The sequence below is a fragment of the Spiroplasma endosymbiont of Nomada ruficornis genome, from assembly GCF_964030795.1.
GTDB lineage: Bacteria > Bacillota_I > Bacilli_A > Mycoplasmatales > VBWQ01 > Spiroplasma_E > Spiroplasma_E ixodetis_A.
In genome coordinates this window covers 741,052-765,274 of the sequence record NZ_OZ034962.1, presented here as the reverse complement: position 1 = coordinate 765,274, position 24,223 = coordinate 741,052, and the positions used below count along the sequence as shown (strand labels likewise).

Annotated in this window: 32 protein-coding genes and 2 pseudogenes; 5 read left to right on the top strand and 29 right to left on the bottom strand. The window is 22.6% G+C overall.

Going from position 1 to position 24,223, the window contains the following annotated elements; translation table 4 throughout:
- The 20 genes from AAHM79_RS04705 to AAHM79_RS04610 form a co-directional block, all read right to left on the bottom strand.
- A complete protein-coding gene (locus AAHM79_RS04705; protein WP_338958609.1) occupies positions 1-1,185 on the bottom strand; it encodes a hypothetical protein in 1,185 nt (394 codons plus the stop codon).
- An 18-nt stretch (positions 1,186-1,203) separates the two neighbouring features.
- Positions 1,204-1,581: a hypothetical protein gene (locus AAHM79_RS04700; RefSeq protein ID WP_342257219.1), complete on the bottom strand. Its 378-nt coding sequence runs from the start codon at positions 1,579-1,581 to the stop codon at positions 1,204-1,206.
- A gap of 16 nt (positions 1,582-1,597) precedes the next feature.
- Positions 1,598-1,789: a hypothetical protein gene (locus AAHM79_RS04695; protein ID WP_342257320.1), complete on the bottom strand. Its 192-nt coding sequence runs from the start codon at positions 1,787-1,789 to the stop codon at positions 1,598-1,600.
- A 34-nt stretch (positions 1,790-1,823) separates the two neighbouring features.
- Positions 1,824-1,982 carry a hypothetical protein gene (locus tag AAHM79_RS04690; RefSeq protein WP_338957552.1) on the bottom strand — a complete coding sequence of 53 codons (159 nt, stop codon included), beginning with the start codon at positions 1,980-1,982 and terminating at the stop codon, positions 1,824-1,826.
- 15 nt (positions 1,983-1,997) lie between these two features.
- On the bottom strand, positions 1,998-2,381 hold the full coding sequence (locus tag AAHM79_RS04685) for a hypothetical protein (protein ID WP_342257220.1): 384 nt from the start codon (positions 2,379-2,381) through the stop codon (positions 1,998-2,000).
- A gap of 115 nt (positions 2,382-2,496) precedes the next feature.
- Positions 2,497-2,769: a hypothetical protein gene (locus tag AAHM79_RS04680; protein ID WP_342257221.1), complete on the bottom strand. Its 273-nt coding sequence runs from the start codon at positions 2,767-2,769 to the stop codon at positions 2,497-2,499.
- Positions 2,738-3,013 (bottom strand): hypothetical protein, encoded by a 276-nt coding sequence (locus tag AAHM79_RS04675; RefSeq protein ID WP_338957557.1) that lies wholly within the window; start codon positions 3,011-3,013, stop codon positions 2,738-2,740. The genes AAHM79_RS04680 and AAHM79_RS04675 overlap by 32 nt, the downstream gene beginning before the upstream one ends.
- Complete coding sequence (locus AAHM79_RS04670; protein WP_338957559.1) at positions 3,006-3,149, bottom strand: hypothetical protein; 144 nt, start codon at positions 3,147-3,149, stop codon at positions 3,006-3,008. Before AAHM79_RS04670 ends, AAHM79_RS04675 begins: the two co-directional genes overlap by 8 nt.
- A gap of 70 nt (positions 3,150-3,219) precedes the next feature.
- Positions 3,220-3,714, bottom strand: coding sequence for a hypothetical protein (locus AAHM79_RS04665; RefSeq protein ID WP_342258229.1), 495 nt, complete (start codon positions 3,712-3,714; stop codon positions 3,220-3,222).
- On the bottom strand, positions 3,653-3,877 hold the full coding sequence (locus AAHM79_RS04660; RefSeq protein WP_342257317.1) for a hypothetical protein: 225 nt from the start codon (positions 3,875-3,877) through the stop codon (positions 3,653-3,655). The genes AAHM79_RS04665 and AAHM79_RS04660 overlap by 62 nt, the downstream gene beginning before the upstream one ends.
- 61 nt (positions 3,878-3,938) lie before the next feature.
- Positions 3,939-4,145: a hypothetical protein gene (locus tag AAHM79_RS04655; RefSeq protein ID WP_342257316.1), complete on the bottom strand. Its 207-nt coding sequence runs from the start codon at positions 4,143-4,145 to the stop codon at positions 3,939-3,941.
- A gap of 17 nt (positions 4,146-4,162) precedes the next feature.
- Positions 4,163-4,324 carry a hypothetical protein gene (locus tag AAHM79_RS04650; protein ID WP_338957563.1) on the bottom strand — a complete coding sequence of 54 codons (162 nt, stop codon included), beginning with the start codon at positions 4,322-4,324 and terminating at the stop codon, positions 4,163-4,165.
- Positions 4,300-4,620, bottom strand: a complete 321-nt coding sequence (locus AAHM79_RS04645; RefSeq protein WP_342257315.1) for a hypothetical protein — start codon at positions 4,618-4,620, stop codon at positions 4,300-4,302. Before AAHM79_RS04645 ends, AAHM79_RS04650 begins: the two co-directional genes overlap by 25 nt.
- Positions 4,610-5,047: a hypothetical protein gene (locus tag AAHM79_RS04640; RefSeq protein ID WP_342258228.1), complete on the bottom strand. Its 438-nt coding sequence runs from the start codon at positions 5,045-5,047 to the stop codon at positions 4,610-4,612. Before AAHM79_RS04640 ends, AAHM79_RS04645 begins: the two co-directional genes overlap by 11 nt.
- 2 nt (positions 5,048-5,049) lie before the next feature.
- On the bottom strand, positions 5,050-5,214 hold the full coding sequence (locus AAHM79_RS04635) for a hypothetical protein (protein WP_338957566.1): 165 nt from the start codon (positions 5,212-5,214) through the stop codon (positions 5,050-5,052).
- 134 nt (positions 5,215-5,348) lie between these two features.
- Entirely contained in the window at positions 5,349-5,543 is a 195-nt protein-coding gene (locus tag AAHM79_RS04630; RefSeq protein ID WP_342257314.1) for a hypothetical protein, read from the bottom strand.
- 63 nt (positions 5,544-5,606) lie between these two features.
- Complete coding sequence (locus tag AAHM79_RS04625; RefSeq protein WP_342257313.1) at positions 5,607-5,867, bottom strand: hypothetical protein; 261 nt, start codon at positions 5,865-5,867, stop codon at positions 5,607-5,609.
- Between the two features lie 12 nt (positions 5,868-5,879).
- The gene (locus AAHM79_RS04620; protein ID WP_338958910.1) at positions 5,880-6,011 is read right to left on the bottom strand and encodes a hypothetical protein; all 132 of its coding nucleotides are present in this window, start codon (positions 6,009-6,011) and stop codon (positions 5,880-5,882) included.
- Positions 6,012-6,530: 519 nt separating this feature from the next.
- A complete protein-coding gene (locus tag AAHM79_RS04615) occupies positions 6,531-6,668 on the bottom strand; it encodes a hypothetical protein (protein WP_342258227.1) in 138 nt (45 codons plus the stop codon).
- A 150-nt stretch (positions 6,669-6,818) separates the two neighbouring features.
- Complete coding sequence (locus tag AAHM79_RS04610; protein WP_338958622.1) at positions 6,819-8,525, bottom strand: hypothetical protein; 1,707 nt, start codon at positions 8,523-8,525, stop codon at positions 6,819-6,821.
- Between the two features lie 73 nt (positions 8,526-8,598).
- Here AAHM79_RS04610 and AAHM79_RS04605 point away from each other — a divergent pair, with 73 nt between their 5' ends.
- Positions 8,599-9,759, top strand: coding sequence for an Mbov_0401 family ICE element transposase-like protein (locus tag AAHM79_RS04605; RefSeq protein WP_342258226.1), 1,161 nt, complete (start codon positions 8,599-8,601; stop codon positions 9,757-9,759).
- 120 nt (positions 9,760-9,879) lie between these two features.
- Positions 9,880-10,830, top strand: a complete 951-nt coding sequence (locus tag AAHM79_RS04600) for an IS30 family transposase (protein ID WP_342257214.1) — start codon at positions 9,880-9,882, stop codon at positions 10,828-10,830.
- A gap of 437 nt (positions 10,831-11,267) precedes the next feature.
- On the opposite strand, the gene AAHM79_RS04595 is transcribed toward AAHM79_RS04600, so the two are convergent.
- The 3 genes from AAHM79_RS04595 to AAHM79_RS04585 form a co-directional block, all read right to left on the bottom strand.
- Positions 11,268-12,602, bottom strand: coding sequence for a hypothetical protein (locus tag AAHM79_RS04595; RefSeq protein WP_342258225.1), 1,335 nt, complete (start codon positions 12,600-12,602; stop codon positions 11,268-11,270).
- Between the two features lie 523 nt (positions 12,603-13,125).
- The gene (locus AAHM79_RS04590; RefSeq protein ID WP_342258224.1) at positions 13,126-13,971 is read right to left on the bottom strand and encodes a hypothetical protein; all 846 of its coding nucleotides are present in this window, start codon (positions 13,969-13,971) and stop codon (positions 13,126-13,128) included.
- Between the two features lie 17 nt (positions 13,972-13,988).
- Positions 13,989-15,977: a hypothetical protein gene (locus tag AAHM79_RS04585; RefSeq protein WP_342258223.1), complete on the bottom strand. Its 1,989-nt coding sequence runs from the start codon at positions 15,975-15,977 to the stop codon at positions 13,989-13,991.
- Positions 15,978-16,583: 606 nt separating this feature from the next.
- Here AAHM79_RS04585 and AAHM79_RS04580 point away from each other — a divergent pair.
- A pseudogene (locus AAHM79_RS04580) lies at positions 16,584-17,408 on the top strand (alanine--tRNA ligase-related protein); the annotation flags it as partial.
- Positions 17,409-17,634: 226 nt separating this feature from the next.
- Here the strand turns inward: AAHM79_RS04580 and AAHM79_RS04575 are convergent.
- On the bottom strand, positions 17,635-18,585 hold the full coding sequence (locus AAHM79_RS04575) for an IS30 family transposase (RefSeq protein WP_342258221.1): 951 nt from the start codon (positions 18,583-18,585) through the stop codon (positions 17,635-17,637).
- A gap of 104 nt (positions 18,586-18,689) precedes the next feature.
- A pseudogene (locus AAHM79_RS04570) lies at positions 18,690-18,914 on the bottom strand (ISNCY family transposase); the annotation flags it as partial.
- A 311-nt stretch (positions 18,915-19,225) separates the two neighbouring features.
- On the opposite strand from AAHM79_RS04570, the gene AAHM79_RS04565 reads away from it, so the two are divergent.
- Both AAHM79_RS04565 and AAHM79_RS04560 read left to right on the top strand, forming a co-directional pair.
- Positions 19,226-20,641: a DUF3626 domain-containing protein gene (locus AAHM79_RS04565; protein WP_342258219.1), complete on the top strand. Its 1,416-nt coding sequence runs from the start codon at positions 19,226-19,228 to the stop codon at positions 20,639-20,641.
- 469 nt (positions 20,642-21,110) lie between these two features.
- On the top strand, positions 21,111-21,782 hold the full coding sequence (locus tag AAHM79_RS04560; RefSeq protein WP_342258218.1) for an IS30 family transposase: 672 nt from the start codon (positions 21,111-21,113) through the stop codon (positions 21,780-21,782).
- Between the two features lie 175 nt (positions 21,783-21,957).
- Here AAHM79_RS04560 and AAHM79_RS04555 read toward each other — a convergent pair whose 3' ends face one another.
- The 4 genes from AAHM79_RS04555 to AAHM79_RS04540 form a co-directional block, all read right to left on the bottom strand.
- Entirely contained in the window at positions 21,958-22,746 is a 789-nt protein-coding gene (locus AAHM79_RS04555) for an IS30 family transposase (protein ID WP_342258230.1), read from the bottom strand.
- A complete protein-coding gene (locus AAHM79_RS04550) occupies positions 22,746-22,901 on the bottom strand; it encodes a hypothetical protein (protein WP_342258217.1) in 156 nt (51 codons plus the stop codon). The genes AAHM79_RS04555 and AAHM79_RS04550 overlap by 1 nt, the downstream gene beginning before the upstream one ends.
- A 120-nt stretch (positions 22,902-23,021) precedes the next feature.
- The gene (locus tag AAHM79_RS04545; protein ID WP_342258216.1) at positions 23,022-23,348 is read right to left on the bottom strand and encodes a hypothetical protein; all 327 of its coding nucleotides are present in this window, start codon (positions 23,346-23,348) and stop codon (positions 23,022-23,024) included.
- 153 nt (positions 23,349-23,501) lie between these two features.
- Positions 23,502-24,182, bottom strand: coding sequence for a UPF0236 family transposase-like protein (locus AAHM79_RS04540; RefSeq protein WP_342258215.1), 681 nt, complete (start codon positions 24,180-24,182; stop codon positions 23,502-23,504).
- Positions 24,183-24,223: the final 41 nt, after the last annotated feature.

The window sequence follows — 24,223 nt, the reverse complement described above, 5'->3', positions numbered from 1 at the left end:
TTATTTAAGAGTTATTTTTATAGGATTTGTTGAACCTTGATAATTTTTATCAGTGTCATTAGTAGTGATTACTACATATAAATCTCCTGCTTTTTGGTTTTGATTACTTACATCAACTTGACCTTGGGCATCACTAAAATAATTAATAATTGGAGTTGTTAAATTTGGATTTAAATTATTTAGTTCAGTTGTATTTTTAATTGTTGTATCTAATAATTTATTCTTTTTAGTAGTATCAGCAGTAATATTAGTTGTTAATGTTGTAATTTCTTCACTTAAATATTTTTTATTAACAATACCACATAACATTCATCTTGATTCTGTTTCTGAGTTTGACATATAAGGAATAGATTCTCCTGTTACTTGTCCACCAACTAAATATCTTTTTGGAACTTTACCATCTTTAATATCTTCAACATATATACTAGTTTGTTGTAACATATATCTTTTCATTGCTTTTGGTGTTGCTAAAACAAAATTCATAATTTGATTTTTATTTTCAGTATTTTTAAATGTCATATAATCATCCATAACAATTTGACATAATACACCTTTAATATATAAATTTGTTCCATTTAATCTTAATTGTTGTGCTAGTTGATTATCAGTAATTAAACCTTTATTATCTGCTAAATAAACTAAAGTATCATAAAGACTATTTGTTATAAAAAATTTACAATTATTACTATTTCTTAATTGAAATAAAGTATTTCATGCTGATAACATTGATTTTAAATATCCTACTGGTGTTGTATCAGTAATGATTACTTTTTTGGCAGATTTAGCAATTGTATTTGTATCATTATTTGCTAAATAATCTGCTAAATCATTAGCAACTTCATATTGCATACTTTCTAGTAAATTTTGCCCATTATCTGCAAATAAATCAACTTCACCAATCATTTCTCCTGTACTAGCTTCTTTTGTAATTTCTTTAATAATTTTATCAGTATCAACATAACCAACTTCTAATCCTTTACTTTTATCATTTCAATGAAGTATTTTGAATGTTGGGTCTTTTGGTTTTTTAACTATAAATTCAATTTTTGTAGAATTAACCATTTCAATTGGAAAAAAACTTGCTCATGGACTATTTGATTGTTTATAAAATTCTATAAATTCAGGTGTTTCTACTAATTTTGTAGTATTATCTAAATTTTGTTTAAATGGCACTGGATTTGGCATTTTAAATTTTCCTTTCTTTTATAAATTATTTTTCTTTTTATAATCTAATAAACTACTTTTTATTGAAGTTTCTTGATTTGTTAATATTGTTTCTTGTTTACCACCTGTATTAATTGGTTCTTTAAATAGTGGTTGTTCTTTAATCATTTTTTTAATAGTTTCTTCAATTTTTGAATTTTCTATATTACTTGTTTTAAATTTTAAAAATTCATAAAATTCTTTTTTAACTTGATATTTTTTAAATATATTAATTATTTCTTTTTCTTTAATTTCTTGATTAAGTTTATTTAACTTATTTTCTAATTCAACAATCTTAATTTCTTGCTCTTGTTGTAAATTATTATTTTCAATTAAAGGTTCAGTATTTTGTTCAACATTAGTTTCATTTTCTAACATTTAAATCACACCTTTATTATTTATTTTCTTTTCCATTAATTTTTTCATTAAGTTTTGCTAATTTTTTTTGATGTTTCATCACTTTATTATTTCTTCTAATATGTTTTGGAGTTGTAATAAATCTTTTCAATCAAACAATTAATTCTCTACAAATTAATGTTCCTACACTTGTTCCAATAATAATTAATTCATGTAAAAATTCTTTCATTTTCAATTATTTCCTTTCAATTATTTATTTTTAATTATTCGTCAAATTGACCATTATTAATTCTTTCAATCATTGATTTTGAATTACTTATAATAGTTACCAATAAAGATATTTCTTTATTTAATTGTTCCATTCTTTCTTTATATGTCTGAATTTCATTGTTATAATATTCAATCAATTTTTCTTTATTCATTAGTTATCATCTCCTTTATAAACTATCATATGTAGTTGGTCTTTCATATAAAACATCACTACTTCCACTATTATTACTAATAGCATCACTATTAATTAATCTTCTTGTTTCATTTGTAAATGATGTTTCTTGCATTTCTTGATTATAATTTGTAGTTTCCATAGGTAATAAATTATGTATAATTTCACTTGCACCAGCAACTATTGTTGGTACTGCATAAGCATTATTAAAATCATTATTTATACCCATAGCTACACCACTTGAAATTAGACATCCACTAGTTGCCATATTACATATTTTTCTTATTACTTCAAATCTATTAGGTATTAGTTCACTTAACCCACCAATTAGATTTGATATACCATAAGTACTTAAACTAATATATGTATCTCAATCCATTTGTTGTTTATTATCATTAGTTAATAATAATGGTCATGGTGGTGTTTCTGTGGTAGTAGTTGTTAATCAAGGTGGTGGTTCAGGATTAGGATTGATTTTTGTAAATTTTGCATAATTAATTAAACCAATAGTTCCTAAACCTAATAATATTTTTTTTACTTGAATTTAATATTTTCTTTTTAGTACTTGGCATTTGATTTAAGTTTCATATATCAATTCCTAACTTTTTACTAAATAATAAAGCATTAATACTTCCTAATACTGGATTACCAATAATTTGACCATAATAAGCACTTGTACCAATCATTGCTGATAATGGACTTATTCCAATTCTTATTATTTTTAATAAAGTATAGTTATTTGATTGTACATTCGTGTCATTTGGCATTTTCATTTACTCCTTCATTTTTTGGTTTAATAAACACTTCAACTCAACCTGTATAGTGAACGTTATCACCAACTAAAATAGCAGTATTTGCATGTGGTTGAGAAACAACTAAATATTCAGCAATAACATTAGGATATTTTCATAAAATAATTGCTTTTATATCATTACTATCTGTTAAATCTTTGGGATTTGGTGAAAATATTTCTATTTTATCTTGACCAAATAAATCTGTTAATTTAGTCATTATCAAATTCACCTTTTTCTATTTTTTCAATTAATAAATTTAAAATATTTTTGTCCAAATCAGAGTTTGTATAATTAATTTTTTTAGTTCATTTAATTATATCTTTCATATATTTAAGTAATTTTTCTTTATTCATTATTTATTCTCCTTATTTAAATAATATCAACCAATTAATAAACTATCTGCTTCATCATGATTTGATATTTTTATATTTCAATTATTTCTTTAATAATTTCTTCAGCAACATATATACTTAGTTCTTTATCTCAAGGTCTTAATCAAAAAATAGGTGGGTCATAACGTTCATATCATTTCTTTCATTCACTTGGACTTATTAACATATCTTTTGTTAATCATTTATTAAATTGTCCTGCAATAAAACCACGTAAATGTTCTTGAGTTTCATAACCAATACCATTTTTTGAATTAAAAGTACCACGTTCAATAATTAAATCCAATTCATTATCATTAACTTTTATATCTCAATAAAATTTTCTTTGTCCATCATATTCTTTTAAATTATAACTTTTAACAAATATTGGTTTTCAATTTCAAAAATCATATTTATCATGTAAATAAACTTTTTTTCATAAAGTAAATCCAGTATTTTTAATACTTGGGTCAATTGAAAGTAAATAATTAGTCATTATCAAATCACCGGTCTTTAATTCTGGTTTTAATTGGTTTATAAACTTCTTCATAATATCCGTTTAAGCGATATGTGTTTTTAAGATATTGCATAAATCTTTCTTTATTAATACAATTTTTATGTCTTGATTTATTAATTTCATCAACTTTATTTCTATGTTCTTTATCACCTTGATAACAATGTTCACATACATTTCTCAGCAGTTTTTTTCGCAAGTAAATAAATCATGTTTTTTATCACATACACAACAATCTTCACAACATACTTCTTTATTCATTATTTATTCTCCTTTCTATTATTTCTTTCTTGCTTTATTAAGAAATTTATTCAAATAATTTGATTATCACCATCACCTAATTTTTTTAAAAGATATTCATATCTTTTCTTAAAATCTTCACTATCAATATCTCTATCTTGGTAAATTATTTTTTTCAATTTTTTTATTTTATACAAGGTTTTTGGAGAATATATTTCTCCATGCATGCAAAGAAAACATTTCATTATTTATTCTCCTTATTTTCAATTTGATTAGCAATTTCACTTAATATTTTTAATACTTTATATTCATTTTTTAATTCTTTAATAATAAATATTAAAAATATTATTAGTGTTATACTTGTTATTAATATTGGTGCTATTAATAAAATTTCTCATCATATCATTTTTTACTCTTTTCATTTTTTAAATCATTTAACATTAATTGAACAAAATACACGATTTTAGGAATGTTTAAAGTATTAAAAATTTGACCAGTGACAATAATTTCATCGTTTTTGTTTAATAAAATACATCGGTTATAAAATTTTGGATTATTAAAAATTAAAGTAACATAGTTTAAACCATTTCATTGACCACGAACACTATAATATAATTCTTTATTACCTTTTTCGTAATATTTTGCTTCAATAGTGTTACTTAGTTTTACTGTTAATTTGACATAATTGGCTTTATCTTTCATTTTTATAATTACTTAAATAGTATTGAATGTGTTTATATGCATCTTGTTCATGTTTTGTTAATTTTATATTTCCTTTATAATTTGTTATTTTATTTTTATTTTTTGGTTGGTTTTCTAGATAATCTCAGTTGAAAACATCTTGTACTAATACCATTAATGAACCAATAATTTTAGGAGTTGCTAATGGATTAGTTAATAATTGTTTTGAACTTAAAAAGAAATTTTCTACAATAACTAATATTTTGTTTTCAAAAAATTGTTCTTTGATTATTGATAATATTCTTTTATAACGATTTTTACTTTCAAAAACATGTGTTGTGTTGAATGTTTCTGTATAAATAATCCTATTTGTTTCATTTGAATATATAACAATTCCATTATTACCAATACCAGCGGGGTCAATCCCAATAATTAAGTCATATTGCATTATTAATCAAATTCACCATTTTTAATTTTTTGATTTAATTGAGATATAAGATTTAATCTTCCATTAAAACAACTTTTTCAAAGTTTAGTTACTTTTTCATCGTCTCTCATTTCTTTATTTCATTCTCATTCATCTTTAAGATATTCAAGTATTTTTTCTTTATTCATATTTATACCTCCTACTTAACCTAATATTTAAAATACAGTCATAACAAATTGCTTTACTATTTTTATCTCTTAAAAAATATTTTCTTGTTTTTATATCATTAGTATTAAAGAATAAATAATCTAATTTATTTTGTTTACATGTTCAACAAAAATACTTTTTCATTATGAGTTGAAATTTCCTTATAAGAAGTAACTATATAATTAATTGGTAAATCATCATGTTTATATGGATTATTTATTTTAAAACCTTTTCTGTTTTCTTCTCACGTAATGTTATATTTAAAACAAGGATTAGTAATTTTAGTTTTGTTATCTGTTATTTCACCCATAAATCAACTATTATGCTGTTCATAAAATGTTAATTGTTCAAGTTTTATATCATTAAGATAATATTATTTTGGAGCAGTTGGTTTATTAACAGTTATTTTTTGGTCTTTAATATATGGTTCTAATAACTTTATTAATTCATTACCACTTAATTCTTTTTTAATATTTTCTAAATTAAAAACTCAATATGTGCAACTGTTATCAACAATAAAAGAATTATTTTTAATCATTCATTTTGGAAGAGATAATTTATATTCAACATAATCAATAAGAATAGATGGTGGTTTATCTTTAACAATTTGTTCTTTTTTAAATTCTATTTGCATAATAATCCTTTCCTAATATGTTCTGTTGCTTCTAGCATAAAGAACATATATTTTTATTCTTAGATTATTAATAATACTACTATTTGTTTTATTCATTCCAGCAATTCTGGGCTCAAAAATAAATTGTGAAATTTTAAAAAACATTGAGGCATTCGATTCAATATTTATTTAATTTGCGTTTAGCAAATTAATATTTTAATTGAACCGGTCCCGCTCAATTTTTTTTACAAGTTTGAAATTTATTTTCTCGCCCAAAAATTTTTCAAAAAAAAATAAAAAATAAAACCAACACTTGCTCACTTGGTAGTGGCAAGGTTGGTTAAATAAAGAATAATAGTTGGTCCCCACTCCGGGTCTATATATACTAGTTTCCAATTCGCTCCCACCCCAAGAATTACCATTTCTGGTTAGTATATTTTATTAGGTATCACTCCACTTTTTATTTATCCATGCAAGTCCACATGCTAGCTACTATTTTTAACAACTATGTTGTAGTTCACTTTTTTATTTCCCTAACACGTGTTGATAATAGTGCTAAAGACGGTTATTAAAAATTTTAAAATTTTACAATTACAAAAAAAGACAAGAATTTTATTCTCGTCTTTTGTCATTTATTTTTTAATTTAATAGTTTAAAAAAGAAAGGAGTTATTTTTAAAAATTTTTATTTATCGACATCTTCGGTACGCTCCCGATTATTTTTATTATATGAAACTATTCCTAAGATTAAACCGGTAACACCAGTTATTACAGCAAATGATAATGATATTTTTTGAAAATTTGTTTTTATTCATGTTTTCATAATAAATATCTCCTTTTTTCCTTGATTTTACTTTTAAATTGTACTATTTTTGATTATTTTTACAAGTATGCTTTTAAAAGCAAAATAACGCCTAAATTAAAGGTGTTTATTTTTTGATACCTATAATATTAATTGTATTGCGCTTATTTATTATATTGCAAATGTGAAGATACTTTTTTTTACAGTAGCATTATTTTTACCCCTAATTACATTTTTATATGGATATAATGCATAAAATAATGCATCATAAGGGTCTTGATACATATTTTTGTCAGGAATGTTAGTTTTGGTTTGGTCATAACGTAATTCTTCTAAACATTGAGTTGTTTTTGGTAAATCATCTTTATTTGCATAAAAGTTTCCATAACTCATAATATTTCTCATTCAAACTACTCTATTAGTTAATCCGGCTTCTTGATTTAAATTTGAAGCATGTTTAATAGCGGTTTGTGTTATTAAAATAGTATTGTGTTCATCAATTAATTTTTGATTTAATCAATCCATTGCTGTTCTTGCTTTATCATCATAAAAATAAATTGCTTGTTCAAAATTTTCAAAATTATCCATTAATCCTAAAATTTCATTAACATAAGCATTAATTTTTTCATTTTCATTTATAAAATCATTTGGAGTAACTACTAATTCACAAATAATATAAGCATCATAATAACCAGTATTATTATATTCTTTAAAACCAACTACCATAAATACAGTATGGTCTTTTGGTCCCGTAGCTCAATCAATACCAACACTATAAAAATCAAATTTATACATTTCTTTTTCTTGATTATAAAATTGTTTTAAATCATATGATTGTCAATATTTTACTGTTTTTTGAAATGGGAAAATTGTTGCATCGCTATCTAAAAATTCAAAACCATAATAAACAGTATTATATTCATCTGGATTACTTTTTTCCATTTCTAATAATGTTCTTTGTTGAATGTCAGGTAATTTATTTCAAAATGGTTGAATAGTAAATCTTAAAACAAATAAACCTAAACCACTAAACATATCTTTATTTTCATAATAAACTTTACCAACTTTTTTAAGATTTTTCATGACTTCATCATTTAATGGTAAAAATGGTGTACAGTATTTTAAATAAAATGGATGATATTTATCATAAGGATTACATGTAAAAGTAATGAAAAAACTTTTATAAAAATAACGAGTAATCTTTTGTCCAAAGGTAGAACTATATATATTTTTATCAATAAATGTTCAACTTCACTCTTTAATAGGTTTATTTGATACTTTAATACGATTACTTCTAAACATAGAGTTTTGTAAACGTTCATATCGATATGTTAATTGTTTTTCAGTTAATGTTTCTTTTTCTTCTGCCATAATAATTTCATCTGTTCTTGAACCTAAAAAACTTGACCCACCTGCTTCTTTTCCAAAAATCTTATTACCATTAGCATAACCAATAAAGTCAATTTGTTGATTACTTGGAAAGATAATACATCCCCCATCCTTAGTAATTTTTCATTTAATGCCATGTGGATTATTAGGTAATAAATTAATATTATATGTATCTAATAAAACTTGACAAACATTCATTAAAGCACCAATTGTAGTTTCACTATGAGTATTTTCATATCTTCTTACTTCTTGAACACTACTATCTCTAAAATTACAACATATAAATAAATCAAATGCTAAACAGTTTCAAGTTTTTCTTGTTCCACGTGCTGTTGGAACAAAACGATAAAAACAATTAGTAGTAAAATATTCTGCTCATTCATCACCAACAAATTCTTTAAAAATATCTCAACTAAAACCATAATTATTATCACTAAAATTAAGATTATATTTTTTATTTAATTGTCCATAACTACTAATAAAAGCCATATTTACTCCTTATTTTTTAAAAAAAATTAAACTTAAATTATTAACAAACAAAAATTAGAAAGGAACATTAAAAATGTTTATATTACCATTCGCAAATCATTTTGATTGAGACAAACATGATTTTAATCAAGATGAATTAAGTTTAAAACAAACAGAAGAATTATTTGCAAAAATAGATGATTATTTATGAAGTATATGTGATAAATCTGAATATAAATCATATAGATTTAGACAACGAAAATTAAAAGCAAAAAAAGGTTTATTAACTTATAAGCGACGTATTTGTACACATTATAACACAAAAACACAAAAAATGGAGTACGTATCATTATTAGATAATTATCTTGGTGTTAAAAAATATAGTAAACTTGCACCTAACGTTATTAAACAAATTTTAAAATATTTTGCTGATGGTAAAAAGTATCGTGATGTTTGTGATACTTTTATTGAAGATTTAATAAGTAATAGTACAGTTTGTAGAACATATCAAAAATTTGAATTACCAAAAGCAAATATTCCCAAAATACCATTACAACCAAATCAAAATTTATATGTAAATATTGATGATGGTCATCGAAAATTTAAGTTTAATGAAAAACACAATACTAAAAATTGTAAAAAATGTTCGATGATATTAATAGTAATGTGTACTGGTAAAAAGAAAAATGGAAAATTAATTAATAAAAGAGCTGTATGTAAAATAAGAGTTTCAAAAACAGAAATTGGTGCTGAAAAAACCGCAAAATTAATAGAAAAATATGGTAATTTATTTTTTGAAAACTTTGACCAAGCAAATTTAATAGTTTGTGGAGATAGTGCAAAATGAATTAGAAAAACTGCTACAATTTTAAATGCTAAATTTATTTTAGATAAATTTCATGCTTTTCATGTTTTATTTCTTGGTATAATGGCAGGAAGAAGAAAAAATCAAATTGCTAAATTACACTATCAAAATGCAATAAATTTATTTGCCAAAGGTCAATATTATGAATTAATTGATTTTTTACAATCATTAACTTTACAATATAAAAAATTAAAAGTTGGTTATTTTATTAATGCAAAAGATGGTGTATTAAACCAAGCATTAGTTGAAAATATTGGTTGCTTTACTGAAACTAATATTAAACAAATTTTAAAGCATATGATTGGTGATAGAACTTATAACATTGATATGTATACAAAAATGGTTAATTTTAAATGTTATCAAATAAATACAATTATCCAGTTATTATAAATTAAAACTTAAATTTGCTGAATTATACTTGTAAGTGCAAGTAAATAAAATTGCAAAAAATTCTCATATAAAAATTTCATAATGCTAAATTTAGTTTAGAAAAAAGTAAGGAGTTTTTATATGAGTTATAAACATCTTGGCATAGATGAAAGGATTTATATTGAGAATCAATTGAAATTTAAATTTAAAATTAGTGAAATAGCTAAAAATCTTAATCGAAGTATTAGTACTATTATTCGAGAAATTAATAGAAATAAAGATAATAATCATGATTTTTCATTAATTGCACAAAATAAAGCTGAAAATCGAAAACAATCACATATTAGTTTTCATAAGTTTAAAAATAAGAATTTAGTAAAATATGTACAACAAAAATTACTATTAGGTTGATCATCTGAACAAATTTATGGCAGAATTAAAAATTTTCATAAAGAGTGAGTTATTAGTTTTAAAACAATTTATACTTGAATTTATTTTGGAATGCTTGATAAAGTTACTAGTAAAAATTTAAGAAGAAAAGGTAAAAAACGAAAATCTAAAGAAAATCGTGGCAAGTTTAATGGTAAATCAATTAAAGAACGAGATATAAATGTTAATGATCGTATAACACTTGGTCATTGAGAAGGAGATACTATAGTATCATCACGAGGTAAAAGCAAATCATGTTTAATAACTTTAGTTGAAAGAGTATCACGATTTACTTTAGCAATATTAGTTAAAAACAGAACTACTAAAGTTATTAATAAAAATGTCAGTTATTATTTATCAATTCTTCCTAAAAACATTGTTAAAACTATTACTTTTGATCGTGGCAAAGAATTTTCAAATTGACAACAACTTGAAAAAAATTTAGATGTAAAAATTTATTTTGCCAATCCATATTCACCTTGACAAAGAGGTACTAATGAAAATACTAATGGTTTAATTAGAGAAAAATTTCCTAAAAAATTTATTTTTTCAAAAACTAATAAAAATGAAGTTCATAAATTTATATTGTCTTTAAATCAAAGACCGAGAAAAATATTAAATTATCTTTCACCAATCGAATATTTGGATAGAAAAATAATTTAGTTGCACTTACCTTTACAATTTAGCAAATTAATTCACCTTTATTATCAACAATAAATAATGTTCGTGCTAATGTCTTACCATCACTTAATAAATAATCAGCATGATTAGTATCATAACTATAATATTTATTGTCTATTATTGATTGATTAGTAATTCAATCATTATTATTTAAATAACCATATTGATTATTAAATAATGATTTATTTTGATTTATTGGAATGACAGGTAGTATTTTCTTTTTACTAGCAATATTGTTTTTTTTGAACTACTATCATCATACTATTAAACATTGTATTACTTGCTATTGTTAATGTTGTTACTGTACTTAGAGTTAATAAAAACTGTTTCATTTACAATACCTTCTTTTACTTTTTACCATTTTTAAAATCATAATTAAATTGAATAATAAATAATTAATTTGAAAAAAACATATTTATTTAATTCATAATATTATTAAATGTTATATTATTTAATTTAATATCAAAATATGAAGTTGATCCTAAAAAAGTAGCTGTCATTATATGTCATTTTCAATAAATATTATTATCATCATGTCAAAGTTCTAAATAAATATCAATGGCAGTTCCTACACCTCCTGGGTAATTTGGATCATATGGTGGTCACGTACTAATATTGACTTGAAAAATTGAATTATCAATATCTTTTTGTTGATTATTTTTTATATTTGTTGTTGTGACTTGAGAATTTAGAGATTTATAGTCTTCTTTACCACTTCCCGTTGAAACTTTTAAATATGAATTAGCATCAAAATTAAAAGTTGGATATTTATTAGTAAAAGTATTTCAATCACTTGCATAGTCAGTTCATTTTACTATTGTATATGTATTAGAATAATCACTATAATTTGAACTAAATCAATTATATGAGTCATTTCATTTATAATTTAAGCTATTTTCTATATTTGATTTATCAAATTCAGTATAATAAACTTCAATTAAATTATTATCTTTATCAAAAATATAATTAATTGAATAATTTTTATCATTTACGTTCATTGGTGCACTATATATAAAATTAAAAACATTATTATTGCTACTAATTAAATTAATAATAATATTAATTAAATTATCATTAATTTGCCCTTTTAAACTACTTTGTGTCATAAAATATTGGCCTATTTTATTAGCAATAGTATTATCAATTAAATTATTTTTTGCTGCTTTTGCAATATAATATAAACCTAATGTTTCACTTAAACTACTACTATGTTCAACTTTATCAGCACCTGCTTGTTGCGAAATATCAATATGTTTTTCAACTCCACCAAATTGAATATATTGTCAATCAGTATTATCACCACTAAAATATTTGTTAGAATATTCACTTTTACTATATGGATTATATTTATCTTTAACTGTGGTAATTTTTTTATGAGTAATCATTTCTTGTTTAGTAGCATCAACTTCGACTTTATCTTTTGGTGGTATTACAGCATCCTTTTTATAAACTAATTCACCTTTATTATCAACAGTAAATAATGTTCGTGCTGATGTCTTACCATCACTTAATAAATAATCAGCATGACTAGTATCATAACTATAATAGTTATTATCTATTTGATTAGTAATTCAATCACTACTACTTAAATAACCATATTGATTATTCAACACTGAAGATAAAGTATCATTTATTGATGATTTATTTGTAAATAGTTTATTAACAGTAGTGTTAGTAAAATCAATAGTATTAATAATACTACTTGTTAAAGTTAATGTTGTTAATGTACTTAATGTTATTAGTAATTGTTTCATGTTACATTCTCCTTTCGTTTTAAGTTTACTAAAAATTATTTTATAAAAAATATCTGACTAATCTATACTAAATATAACACTTTATTAATTTTATTTAAGAAGATTAATAAAATGCTGATTTTAAAAACTAAATTTAGTATGTAAGTACTTAATTTCATTGAGAAATACTTTTAATATAAAATGTATTAATTAAAGAAGGATGTCATATATCTGTACCATAACAGTCAATATGAATTATTATTCCATTAACACCCACATTATTTAAAAATTTTGTTAAATTAACTTTAAATATAGAATTTCAAAAATTTTTAAAAGTTCAATTATCACCAATTTCATGCTCCATATTACTATAATCAAATAAGTTTCCATTAATAAAATACTTATAAATTACATCTCAATTATTTTGATTATTAATTAAATAATATAAATCCTGATAATTAATATAAATATCACCTGTATAATCAACTGAAGCAAAAGGACCAGGACTAACATGAGTTTCAAAATTACTTGTATTACTTTTTTCTTAACTATAATGATTATAATTTAACTCAATAATATTATTATTATGATCAAAAATATAACTAATGACATAACTTGTATCATCATTTGAAAATGGCATATTTAACATAAAATTATAAACGTATTTATTATTAATAATTAAATCAATAATTTTAGGAATTAATTCATTATTAATTTTTCCTTTTAAACTACTTTGTGCTATAAAATATATTCCCAAATTAATAGCAACTGACTGACTAATCTTATTTTCAATTACTGCTTTAGCAATATAATATAAACCTGATGTTTCGCTTAAACTATTGCTATATTCAACTTTATCAGCACCTACTTGTTGTGAAATATCAATATGTTTTTCAACTCCACCAAATTGCAAATATTGTCAATCAGTATTATCACCACTAAAATCAGTAGATGAATACTGACTATTACTATAAGAATTGTAATTTGCTTTAACTGTAGTTATTTTTTTATGACTAATCATTTCTTGCATCGTATTTTCAATATTTAATTTTTGATCAGCAGGAATAATAACATCAGGATTATAAATTAAAGTTCCTTCATTATTTACTAAAAAAACATCTCTTGCATTAGCAAAAGTATAACTTTTTAAAGCTGATGTGTCATAACTATAAAACTTATGATCAGTTATTGATTGATTAGTTATTATATCACTATCATTTAAATAGCCATATTGATTATTAAATAATGAAGTTACAGAATCACTTATTGATGATTTATTTGCTAATAATTTATTAATGGTAGTATTAGTATCATCAATAGTATTAATAATACTATTACTTGCCAAAGTTAATGTTGTTAATGTACTTAAAATGATTAATAATTGTTTCATATTACTTTTTCCTTTTTTTAACTTACTAACTGGTAATTAAAATTAAAATTAAAATCAGGGAATGTTAAAGTAGCACGATCACTAATAGTTTTGCCAGCAAACCTTTCTGATAAATCAAGAGTATAAAGTGTATTATCTTTAGTTGGTTGTGTTTCGCTGTCAGTAAATACTAGTTTTACATTATTTAACTCTCAACCCGATTTTGTTGTTACTGCAACATCGGTTTCTAGAAAAATACTTTTTGTTTGAGTAATTAAATCTCAGAAATTATTTACCTTACCACCTTTAATATCTTTACTAATATCAACTGACATACCACTTGGTTTTGTGTCACCATCTAATAAATAATTCATAGTGAACTGTCCAGTAAATGCATTCTCAACTGGACGATAAGAATGGTTATTAATTGTATTTAATAAACTATCTTTATTAGTAATTCAATTACCTAATAAATTATCTTGTTCATAAAAATGTTGACCTTCTTGTAAAATATTTGCATCTTGACCATCTTTTAATCAAATACCTTTTAATGCAAAAACTTTTGGCGAAGGATAATTACCAGTAATATTATTTTTATTATGACCATGAACAATAGCTTTAGCACTTAAAGAACCATCTAATTTATAACTATTATCAGCAGCTTTTATTGTTATTTCAATATTTTTACCTAATTTATTATTAAAAATATTATTACCAACATTTAAATTTGTTGATATTGTATAATCACTATCTTTAATATTAAGATCTGAATAATTTTTTTGGAAATAAGATTGACAAATCTTCTTTACACTCTCAATAATTTGACTATTAACAAATTTAACATCTTCTTCTGATAATTTACTATCGGCATTAATAAAATTACCATTTTTATCTTTTTGATTATCTAAAGTAATTTGAAAGTTTTTATTATCTTTATCATTATTATATTGTGTTTCAATTTCATTAGTTAATTCTTTCATGCTACTTAAATCAGCAATATCATTTTTAACATTTATAGTGCAATTATCTTTTTTTCCTGTAAAGTTTCAAGGATTATTATCTAAAGACGTAATTGAAAATTGAACAGGAACAGATGTAGTAAAATTTTTTGGTTCTGAACTATTTTGAAATTCAATTTCGTAATAATTATGTTTAATTTCTTTTTTGGGTACATTTAATGCTTTACTTAAAGTTGTTTCAAATTGATCTTGAATTGTTGGAATTAATCATTTATCTTTTATTGAATCAATAGTAGCATTTTCAGTATTAGTAATATTAATAATTTTATCAGGAAAGTTAACTGGTAAACTAGCAATATTAATTGCAACTTGATTTATAATATTAATATTAATTTCGATATTAACGTTAGTATTTTTAATACCAAAAATTGATGCTTGATCATTAGTTGTTAAATTTAAAACATAACTTTTAGACTCATTAAAGTTCTTTGGCAAAATAAAAGAAGTATTAGTTATCGGCTTTTTATCCTTACCAACAGTAAACTTAACTGCTGGATTATAATTAGCATTTAAGAAAAAATTAATTGGTAATAAAGTTAAATTATCATTATCAATATCACTTTCAATTTTAGGATCAGTTTTTTGTAAATTATTATCAATACTACTTAAAACATTTGTAAAATCAATATTACCATTATCAGCAGCATTTTCAATAACATTAAAATTAACAATATTTGTTGATTTACTAAAATAAGCAATAGTAGAATTTAAACTAATAGGTTGAGAGTTACGATGATGCTTTTGATAATAATCATCTCATAATTTATTATTAGAATTCGGATTAAATTCAGAATTATTGAAAGCAGCAGTAGTATGTAAGAGTAATATCGTAGTAACTGTTGTAGAACCAAATGCTAATAAATACAACGAAAATAATAAGATTCTTTTCTTCTTATTTTTTGTAACATTAATTGTATATATTGAATTAGATCCTGTTTTTATTTTTTTATGTTTATCCTGATTAACCATATCTTTAATCGGGCTATTACTATTTATTTTATATTTCATTTTAACAATCCTTTCCTAGAATTATTTTTAAAATAATCTAAAGTGAAAAATATAGCTTAACGCTTTAACTTGCTATTTTTAACTAAAATATTAAAATAGGAAAAAATATTAAAATAGTTTAAACCTTAGTTTTAATAAAATAAAACTAAGGTTTAAAGTAAACCAATTAAATTTAGTTTTTATATTTTAATATTAATAATTTTAATAATCATATAAACTTTGCTATACACCTATTAAAATTATAAGGAAAGAAATACTCTGTCCTTAAAAATAATATTACACTTATTATAAAAAAAGACAATATTCTTTTTAAAAAAAGATTGAATATTTATAATTCAGCCTTGTAATAACTAATATTTATGGTTAATATTAAAATTGAAATTAATATTTATATTAATCTAAATTAGATAAGTATAATTAATAATAATTAGTTTTCAGCGAGAGTGAATAGTGTAAGCACTTAACCATTATTAATTAGAAGCTCCTAATTTAACAATTTTAATCATTAATTAAGTGCATTTACTTTGTAAGTGAATTAGGATGGTACCGCGTTAAAAAACGTTCCTATTTTGATAGGAATTTTTATTATTTTGAGGAGAAATTATTATGTCAATAAAATGAACAACAGATAAAGTTAGAACAACTTGATTAAATTTTTTTAAAAGTTATGATCATCACATTTTAGAAAGTGCATCACTTGTTCCAAATGATGATCCTTCACTATTGTGGATTAATTCTGGAGTTGCTACATTAAAACCATATTTTGATGGACGACAAACCCCAATTGCTAAAAGATTAGCAAATTCACAAAAAGCAATTAGAACTAATGATATTGAAAATATTGGTATTACAGCAAGACATCAAACTTTTTTTGAAATGTTAGGTAATTTTTCAATTGGTGATTATTTTAAAAAAGAAGCTATTGTTTGAGGATGAGAATTTTTAACTAGTAAAAAGTGATTAAATTTAGATGCTAATTTATTATATGTAACAGTTTTTAATGAAGATGAAGAAACATATAATTTATGATTAAATATTATTAAATTACCAAAAGAACATATTATTAAAGGTACAAGATCTACTAACTTTTGAGATATGGGTCAAGGTTCTTGTGGTCCTAATACTGAAATTTATTATGATCGTGGTATTAAATATGATCCTAAAAATATTGGTATTAAATTATTAAAAGATGATATTGAAAATGATCGTTATATTGAAATTTGAAATATTGTTTTTTCACAATTTAATAATGATGGCAAAAATAATTATACTGATTTACCAAGAAAAAATATTGATACTGGTGCAGGATTAGAAAGACTAGTAGCAATTTTACAAGATGTGCCAACTAACTTTGATACTGATTTATTTCAAAATATTATTCATGAATGTGAAAAATTGACAAATTTTCGTTATGATATTAATAATTATTTTGGGAGCATACCGATGTTGTCAATAATATTCAAATTTGTCTTTAAATTATAAGTTTAGACGAGAATAATTTAGACTTCAATATGCAATTGTAAGTTAATCTTAACACTTCAAAAATATTAGTCAACAATAATACTTACTTTTATAACTCAAAAATTCTTATTAAAGTTTTCTTTAATAAGTTTTATTTTATTTTTATTTATTTGCTAAATTGTAAAGGTAAGTGCAACTAAATTATTTTTCTATCCAAATATTCGATTGGTGAAAGATAATTTAGTATTTTTCTCGGTCTTTGATTTAAAGACAATATAAATTTATGAACTTCATTTTTATTAGTTTTTGAAAAAATAAATTTTTTAGGAAATTTTTCTCTAATTAAACCATTAGTATTTTCATTAGTACCTCTTTGTCAAGGTGAATATGGATTGGCAAAATAAATTTTTACATCTAAATTTTTTTCAAGTTGTTGTCAATTTGAAAATTCTTTGCCACGATCAAAAGTAATAGTTTTAACAATGTTTTTAGGAAGAATTGATAAATAATAACTGACATTTTTATTAATAACTTTAGTAGTTCTGTTTTTAACTAATATTGCTAAAGTAAATCGTGATACTCTTTCAACTAAAGTTATTAAACATGATTTGCTTTTACCTCGTGATGATACTATAGTATCTCCTTCTCAATGACCAAGTGTTATACGATCATTAACATTTATATCTCATTCTTTAATTGATTTACCATTAAACTTGCCACGATTTTCTTTAGATTTTCGTTTTTTACCTTTTCTTCTTAAATTTTTACTAGTAACTTTATCAAGCATTCCAAAATAAATTCAAGTATAAATTGTGTTAAAACTAATAACTCACTCTTTATGAAAATTTTTAATTCTGCCATAAATTTGTTCAGGTGATCAACCTAATAGTAATTTTTGTTGTACATATTTTACTAAATTCTTATTTTTAAACTTATGAAAACTAATATGTGATTGTTTTCGATTTTCAGCTTTATTTTGCGCAATTAATGAAAAATAATGATTATTATCTTTATTTCTATTAATTTCTCGAATAATAGTACTAATACTTCGATTAAGATTTTTAGCTATTTCACTAATTTTAAATTTAAATTTCAATTGATTCTCAATATAAATCCTTTCATCTATGCCAAGATGTTTATAACTCATATAAAAACTCCTTACTTTTTTCTAAACTAAATTTAGCATTATGAAATTTTTATATGAGAATTTTTTGCAATTTTATTTACTTGCACTTACAAGTATAATTCAGCCTTAATTTTGATTTCAAAATTTGTTGTTTTATTAGAAATTTTATTTCGGGATTTATGAATAAAACCAACTTTACCTTCTCTATTGAAAATTTGAATTAATTGGTTAATTCTTCTAATAGTTAGGTTAAGTTTATTCTTAGCTTGATGTTTAGATAATTTATTAATAATAATGTCATTTATAATATTAAACTTATATTTTTCTTTCATAGTCATGCTTCTTTCCATATTTATCACCAAGTATATTTAACTTTACTTTTGGGAAATTTTTGCTCGATAACTAATAGGAAATTATCACTAAATAATGACATTTTTTAATTAATAACTTGTATTTTTTCTAAAATTTAATAAAATAACTAAGTGTAAACTAAATATTGGTTTTTTAACTCATTATTTTAATTTAAAAATAAATGAGTTTTTATTGTATTGAATAAATAAAAAATATAAAAAATATAATAGGTGTATTAGAAATACTCTATTGCTTAAACCAATAAAATAGATTTCAAATTTCCATCTTAAGTATAGAGGAGATAAATATTATGGCATATAACCAACAATCTGATTTATCACATATTAATGGTGGTTTGCCTTCAACTTCATCAAATAATTCAAAAGATGAAGAAAGATTAAAAAAAGAGATTTATGGTCAATTGTTTAGAAGTGAAATTTTACATCAAATTTATGAACTATGCGAATCCTCTCAACAAGAAGATTATGAATCTGCTTTAAAAATATTATCTAAAAAATGCAAGATGAGTCAAGAAAATGCAAAAGATTTATTAGAAAAGATTACTAAAATATTACAATCATCAAGGTTAACAATTAATTTTGATTTTTCAAAAATATACGATATTAATAATAAATGACCAGAGGTTTTAAACTGTTTTGCTTATAAGGAAAAACCAAATGAAATTTCTAACTATAATGTAGGTCGAGCAAGTATAGAGGAAGTTGCATTTTATCTAAATCAATTATTTGATAATAGTAAGTATGAAAAATTTGGACGTTTTTCAACCCCTACTGGCGATCAAACAAAAAGAAGTGCTAATTTTCAGTGAACAAGTAGACCTTGCTATGCAGCATTAGATTTTTTGGAAAATCCTATGGGTGGAGGTCCTATGTATGGAAAATCTTTTATTATACTAAAAGATTATGTAAAACATAATTGTACATATAGTCCTTATGATACGTATTCACCACCTACGTTCAGTGGTGGGAAATTAAAAGATAAAATATCTACTTTTTTACACTTCCCAAGATTGATAAGATATTGTCAAAATGATTTATTTGGATATAATTGTTTAGAAAGTTTAATTAATAAAGCTAATGGAAAAAATTTTGTTCCTCATCGTAATTATGGTAAAAGTGAAGGAAATTATATAGAGGCTCATGTTTATTCTAGAATCTTATTTGCACGTGATATAAAACAAATTTGCTTATCAAAAGCGGAATTTGATACTCATCCACCTAATAAACAAAAACAAATATTAGAAAAAATAAATGAAATAAACTCATGTTTAGGATCTTCATTTATTATATTCATAACTGAAGAAGAATATAAAATAAAACAAGAAGAAAGACATTTAGAAGATAAATTATCATTAAAACAAGAAAAAATAACAAAATTAAAAAGTGATATTGTCAAGTTAGAGAAAAAAAAGATAAATCCAATTTTAAATTTTGTTATTAAAGTTTTTAGTTTTGGATGTATTAATAAAAATAAAGAAATTAAAGAAATAATAAATGCTAAAAATATTGAAATTAAAAATTTGTTGTTAGAGATAAAAAATAATGAAACACCACATTCACCATTAATTTCAACGGAAACTATGCCATTATTACAAGATCAAAAAGTAACTGATGAAAAAAAATTTGATAAACAATCAGCAAATGATGAAGAATTAAATAATCCCTTTTTAAACAGTTGTTCAAATTCACAACAAAATCTTCTTTAATAAAATATATATTGAACCATTTTAATAACCATACTGATATTATTATTTTTCTATTTTTTTTAATTAAATATGGTAAAGTTAAATCATAAAAATTATATATCATAGTTAGTATTAGTTACTATTAAAATTTTTTAAAATTTCTAATTTTTATTTACACTCTTTTATTGTAAAAAAATAAAAATAATTTAGTAACAATCTAGTTTATTAATTATAATTTTTATTTATAAGTATTAAAAGAGAATGTCATTCAATTGAAATGTATGTTTAAGTAGTCCTATTTTACTTATTAAAAGTAAAGCAGGACTTTTATAATTAAAAGGGGGAAAAATGAAAACAAAAAAGAATTCAGAACAAACACCTTTATTGCTGAATTATACTTGTAAGTGCAAGTAAATAAAATTGCAAAAAATTCTCATATAAAAATTTCATAATGCTAAATTTAGTTTAGAAAAAAGTAAGGAGTTTTTATATGAGTTATAAACATCTTGGCATAGATGAAAGGATTTATATTGAGAATCAATTTAAATTTAAATTTAAAATTAGTGAAATAGCTAAAAATCTTAATCGAAGTATTAGTACTATTATTCGAGAAATTAATAGAAATAAAGATAATAATCATGATTTTTCATTAATTGCACAAAATAAAGCTGAAAATCGAAAACAATCACATATTAGTGTTCATAAGTTTAAAAATAAGAATTTAGTAAAATATGTACAACAAAAATTACTATTAGGTTGATCACCTGAACAAATTTATGGCAGAATTAAAAATTTTCATAAAGAGTGAGTTATTAGTTTTAAAACAATTTATACTTGAATTTATTTTGGAATGCTTGATAAAGTTACTAGTAAAAATTTAAGAAGAAAAGGTAAAAAACGAAAATCTAAAGAAAATCGTGGCAAGTTTAATGGTAAATCAATTAAAGAATGAGATATAAATGTTAATGATCGTATAACACTTGGTCATTGAGAAGGAGATACTATAGTATCATCACGAGGTAAAAGCAAATCATGTTTAATAACTTTAGTTGAAAGAGTATCACGATTTACTTTAGCAATATTAGTTAAAAACAGAACTACTAAAGTTATTGGGAGCATACCGATGTTGTCAATAATATTCAAATTTGTCTTTAAATTATAAGTTTAGACGAGAATAATTTAGACTTCAATATGCAATTGTAAGTTAATCTTAACACTTCAAAAATATTAGTCAACAATAATACTTACTTTTATAACTCAAAAATTCTTATTAAAGTTTTCTTTAATAAGTTTTATTTTATTTTTATTTATTTGCTAAATTGTAAAGGTAAGTGCAACTAAATTATTTTTCTATCCAAATATTCGATTGGTGAAAGATAATTTAGTATTTTTCTCGGTCTTTGATTTAAAGACAATATAAATTTATGAACTTCATTTTTATTAGTTTTTGAAAAAATAAATTTTTTAGGAAATTTTTCTCTAATTAAACCATTAGTATTTTCATTAGTACCTCTTTGTCAAGGTGAATATGGATTGGCAAAATAAATTTTTACATCTAAATTTTTTTCAAGTTGTTGTCAATTTGAAAATTCTTTGCCACGATCAAAAGTAATAGTTTTAACAATGTTTTTAGGAAGAATTGATAAATAATAACTGACATTTTTATTAATAACTTTAGTAGTTCTGTTTTTAACTAATATTGCTAAAGTAAATCGTGATACTCTTTCAACTAAAGTTATTAAACATGATTTGCTTTTACCTCGTGATGATACTATAGTATCTCCTTCTCAATGACCAAGTGTTATACGATCATTAACATTTATATCTCGTTCTTTAATTGATTTACCATTAAACTTGCCACGATTTTCTTTAGATTTTCGTTTTTTACCTTTTCTTCTTAAATTTTTACTAGTAACTTTATCAAGCATTCCAAAATAAATTCAAGTATAAATTGTTTTAAAACTAATAACTCACTCTTTATGAAAATTTTTAATTCTGCCATAAATTTGTTCAGGTGATCAACCTAATAGTAATTTTTGTTGTACATATTTTACTAAATTCTTATTTTTAAACTTATGAAAACTAATATGTGATTGTTTTCGATTTTCAGCTTTATTTTGTGCAATTAATGAAAAATAATGATTATTATCTTTATTTCTATTAATTTCTCGAATAATAGTACTAATACTTCGATTAAGATTTTAGCTATTTCACTAATTTTAAATTTCAAGTGATTCTCAATATAAATCCTTTCATCTATGCCAAGATGTTTATAACTCATATAAAAACTCCTTACTTTTTTCTAAACTAAATTTAGCATTATGAAATTTTTATATGAGAATTTTTTGCAATTTTATTTACTTGCACTTACAAGTATAATTCAGCAAATTTAAGTTTTAATTTATAATAACTGGATAATTGTATTTATTTGATAACATTTAAAATTAACCATTTTTGTATACATATCAATGTTATAAGTTCTATCACCAATCATATGCTTTAAAATTTGTTTAATATTAGTTTCAGTAAAGCAACCAATATTTTCAACTAATGCTTGGTTTAATACACCATCTTTTGCATTAATAAAATAACCAACTTTTAATTTTTTATATTGTAAAGTTAATGATTGTAAAAAATCAATTAATTCATAATATTGACCTTTGGCAAATAAATTTATTGCATTTTGATAGTGTAATTTAGCAATTTGATTTTTTCTTCTTCCTGCCATTATACCAAGAAATAAAACATGAAAAGCCTGAAATTTATCTAAAATAAATTTAGCATTTAAAATTGTAGCAGTTTTTCTAATTCATTTTGCACTATCTCCACAAACTATTAAATTTGCTTGGTCAAAGTTTTCAAAAAATAAATTACCATATTTTTATATTAATTTTGCGGTTTTTTCAGCACCAATTTCTGTTTTTGAAACTCTTATTTTACATACAGCTCTTTTATTAATTAATTTTCCATTTTTCTTTTTACCAGTACACATTACTATTAATCTCATCGAACATTTTTTACAATTTTTAGTATTGTGTTTTTCATTAAACTTAAATTTTCGATGACCATCATCAATATTTACATATAAATTTTGATTTGGTTGTAATGGTATTTTGGGAATATTTGCTTTTGGTAATTCAAATTTTTGATATGTTCTACAAACTGTACTATTACTTATTAAATCTTCAATAAAAGTATCACAAACATCACGATACTTTTTACCATCAGCAAAATATTTTAAAATTTGTTTAATAACGTTAGGTGCAAGTTTACTATATTTTTTAACACCAAGATAATTATCTAATAATGATACGTACTCCATTTTTTGTGTTTTTGTGTTATAATGTGTACAAATACGTCGCTTATAAGTTAATAAACCTTTTTTTGCTTTTAATTTTCGTTGTCTAAATCTATATGATTTATATTCAGATTTATCACATATACTTCATAAATAATCATCTATTTTTGCAAATAATTCTTCTGTTTGTTTTAAACTTAATTCATCTTGATTAAAATCATGTTTGTCTCAATCAAAATGATTTGCGAATGGTAATATAAACATTTTTAATGTTCCTTTCTAATTTTTGTTTGTTAATAATTTAA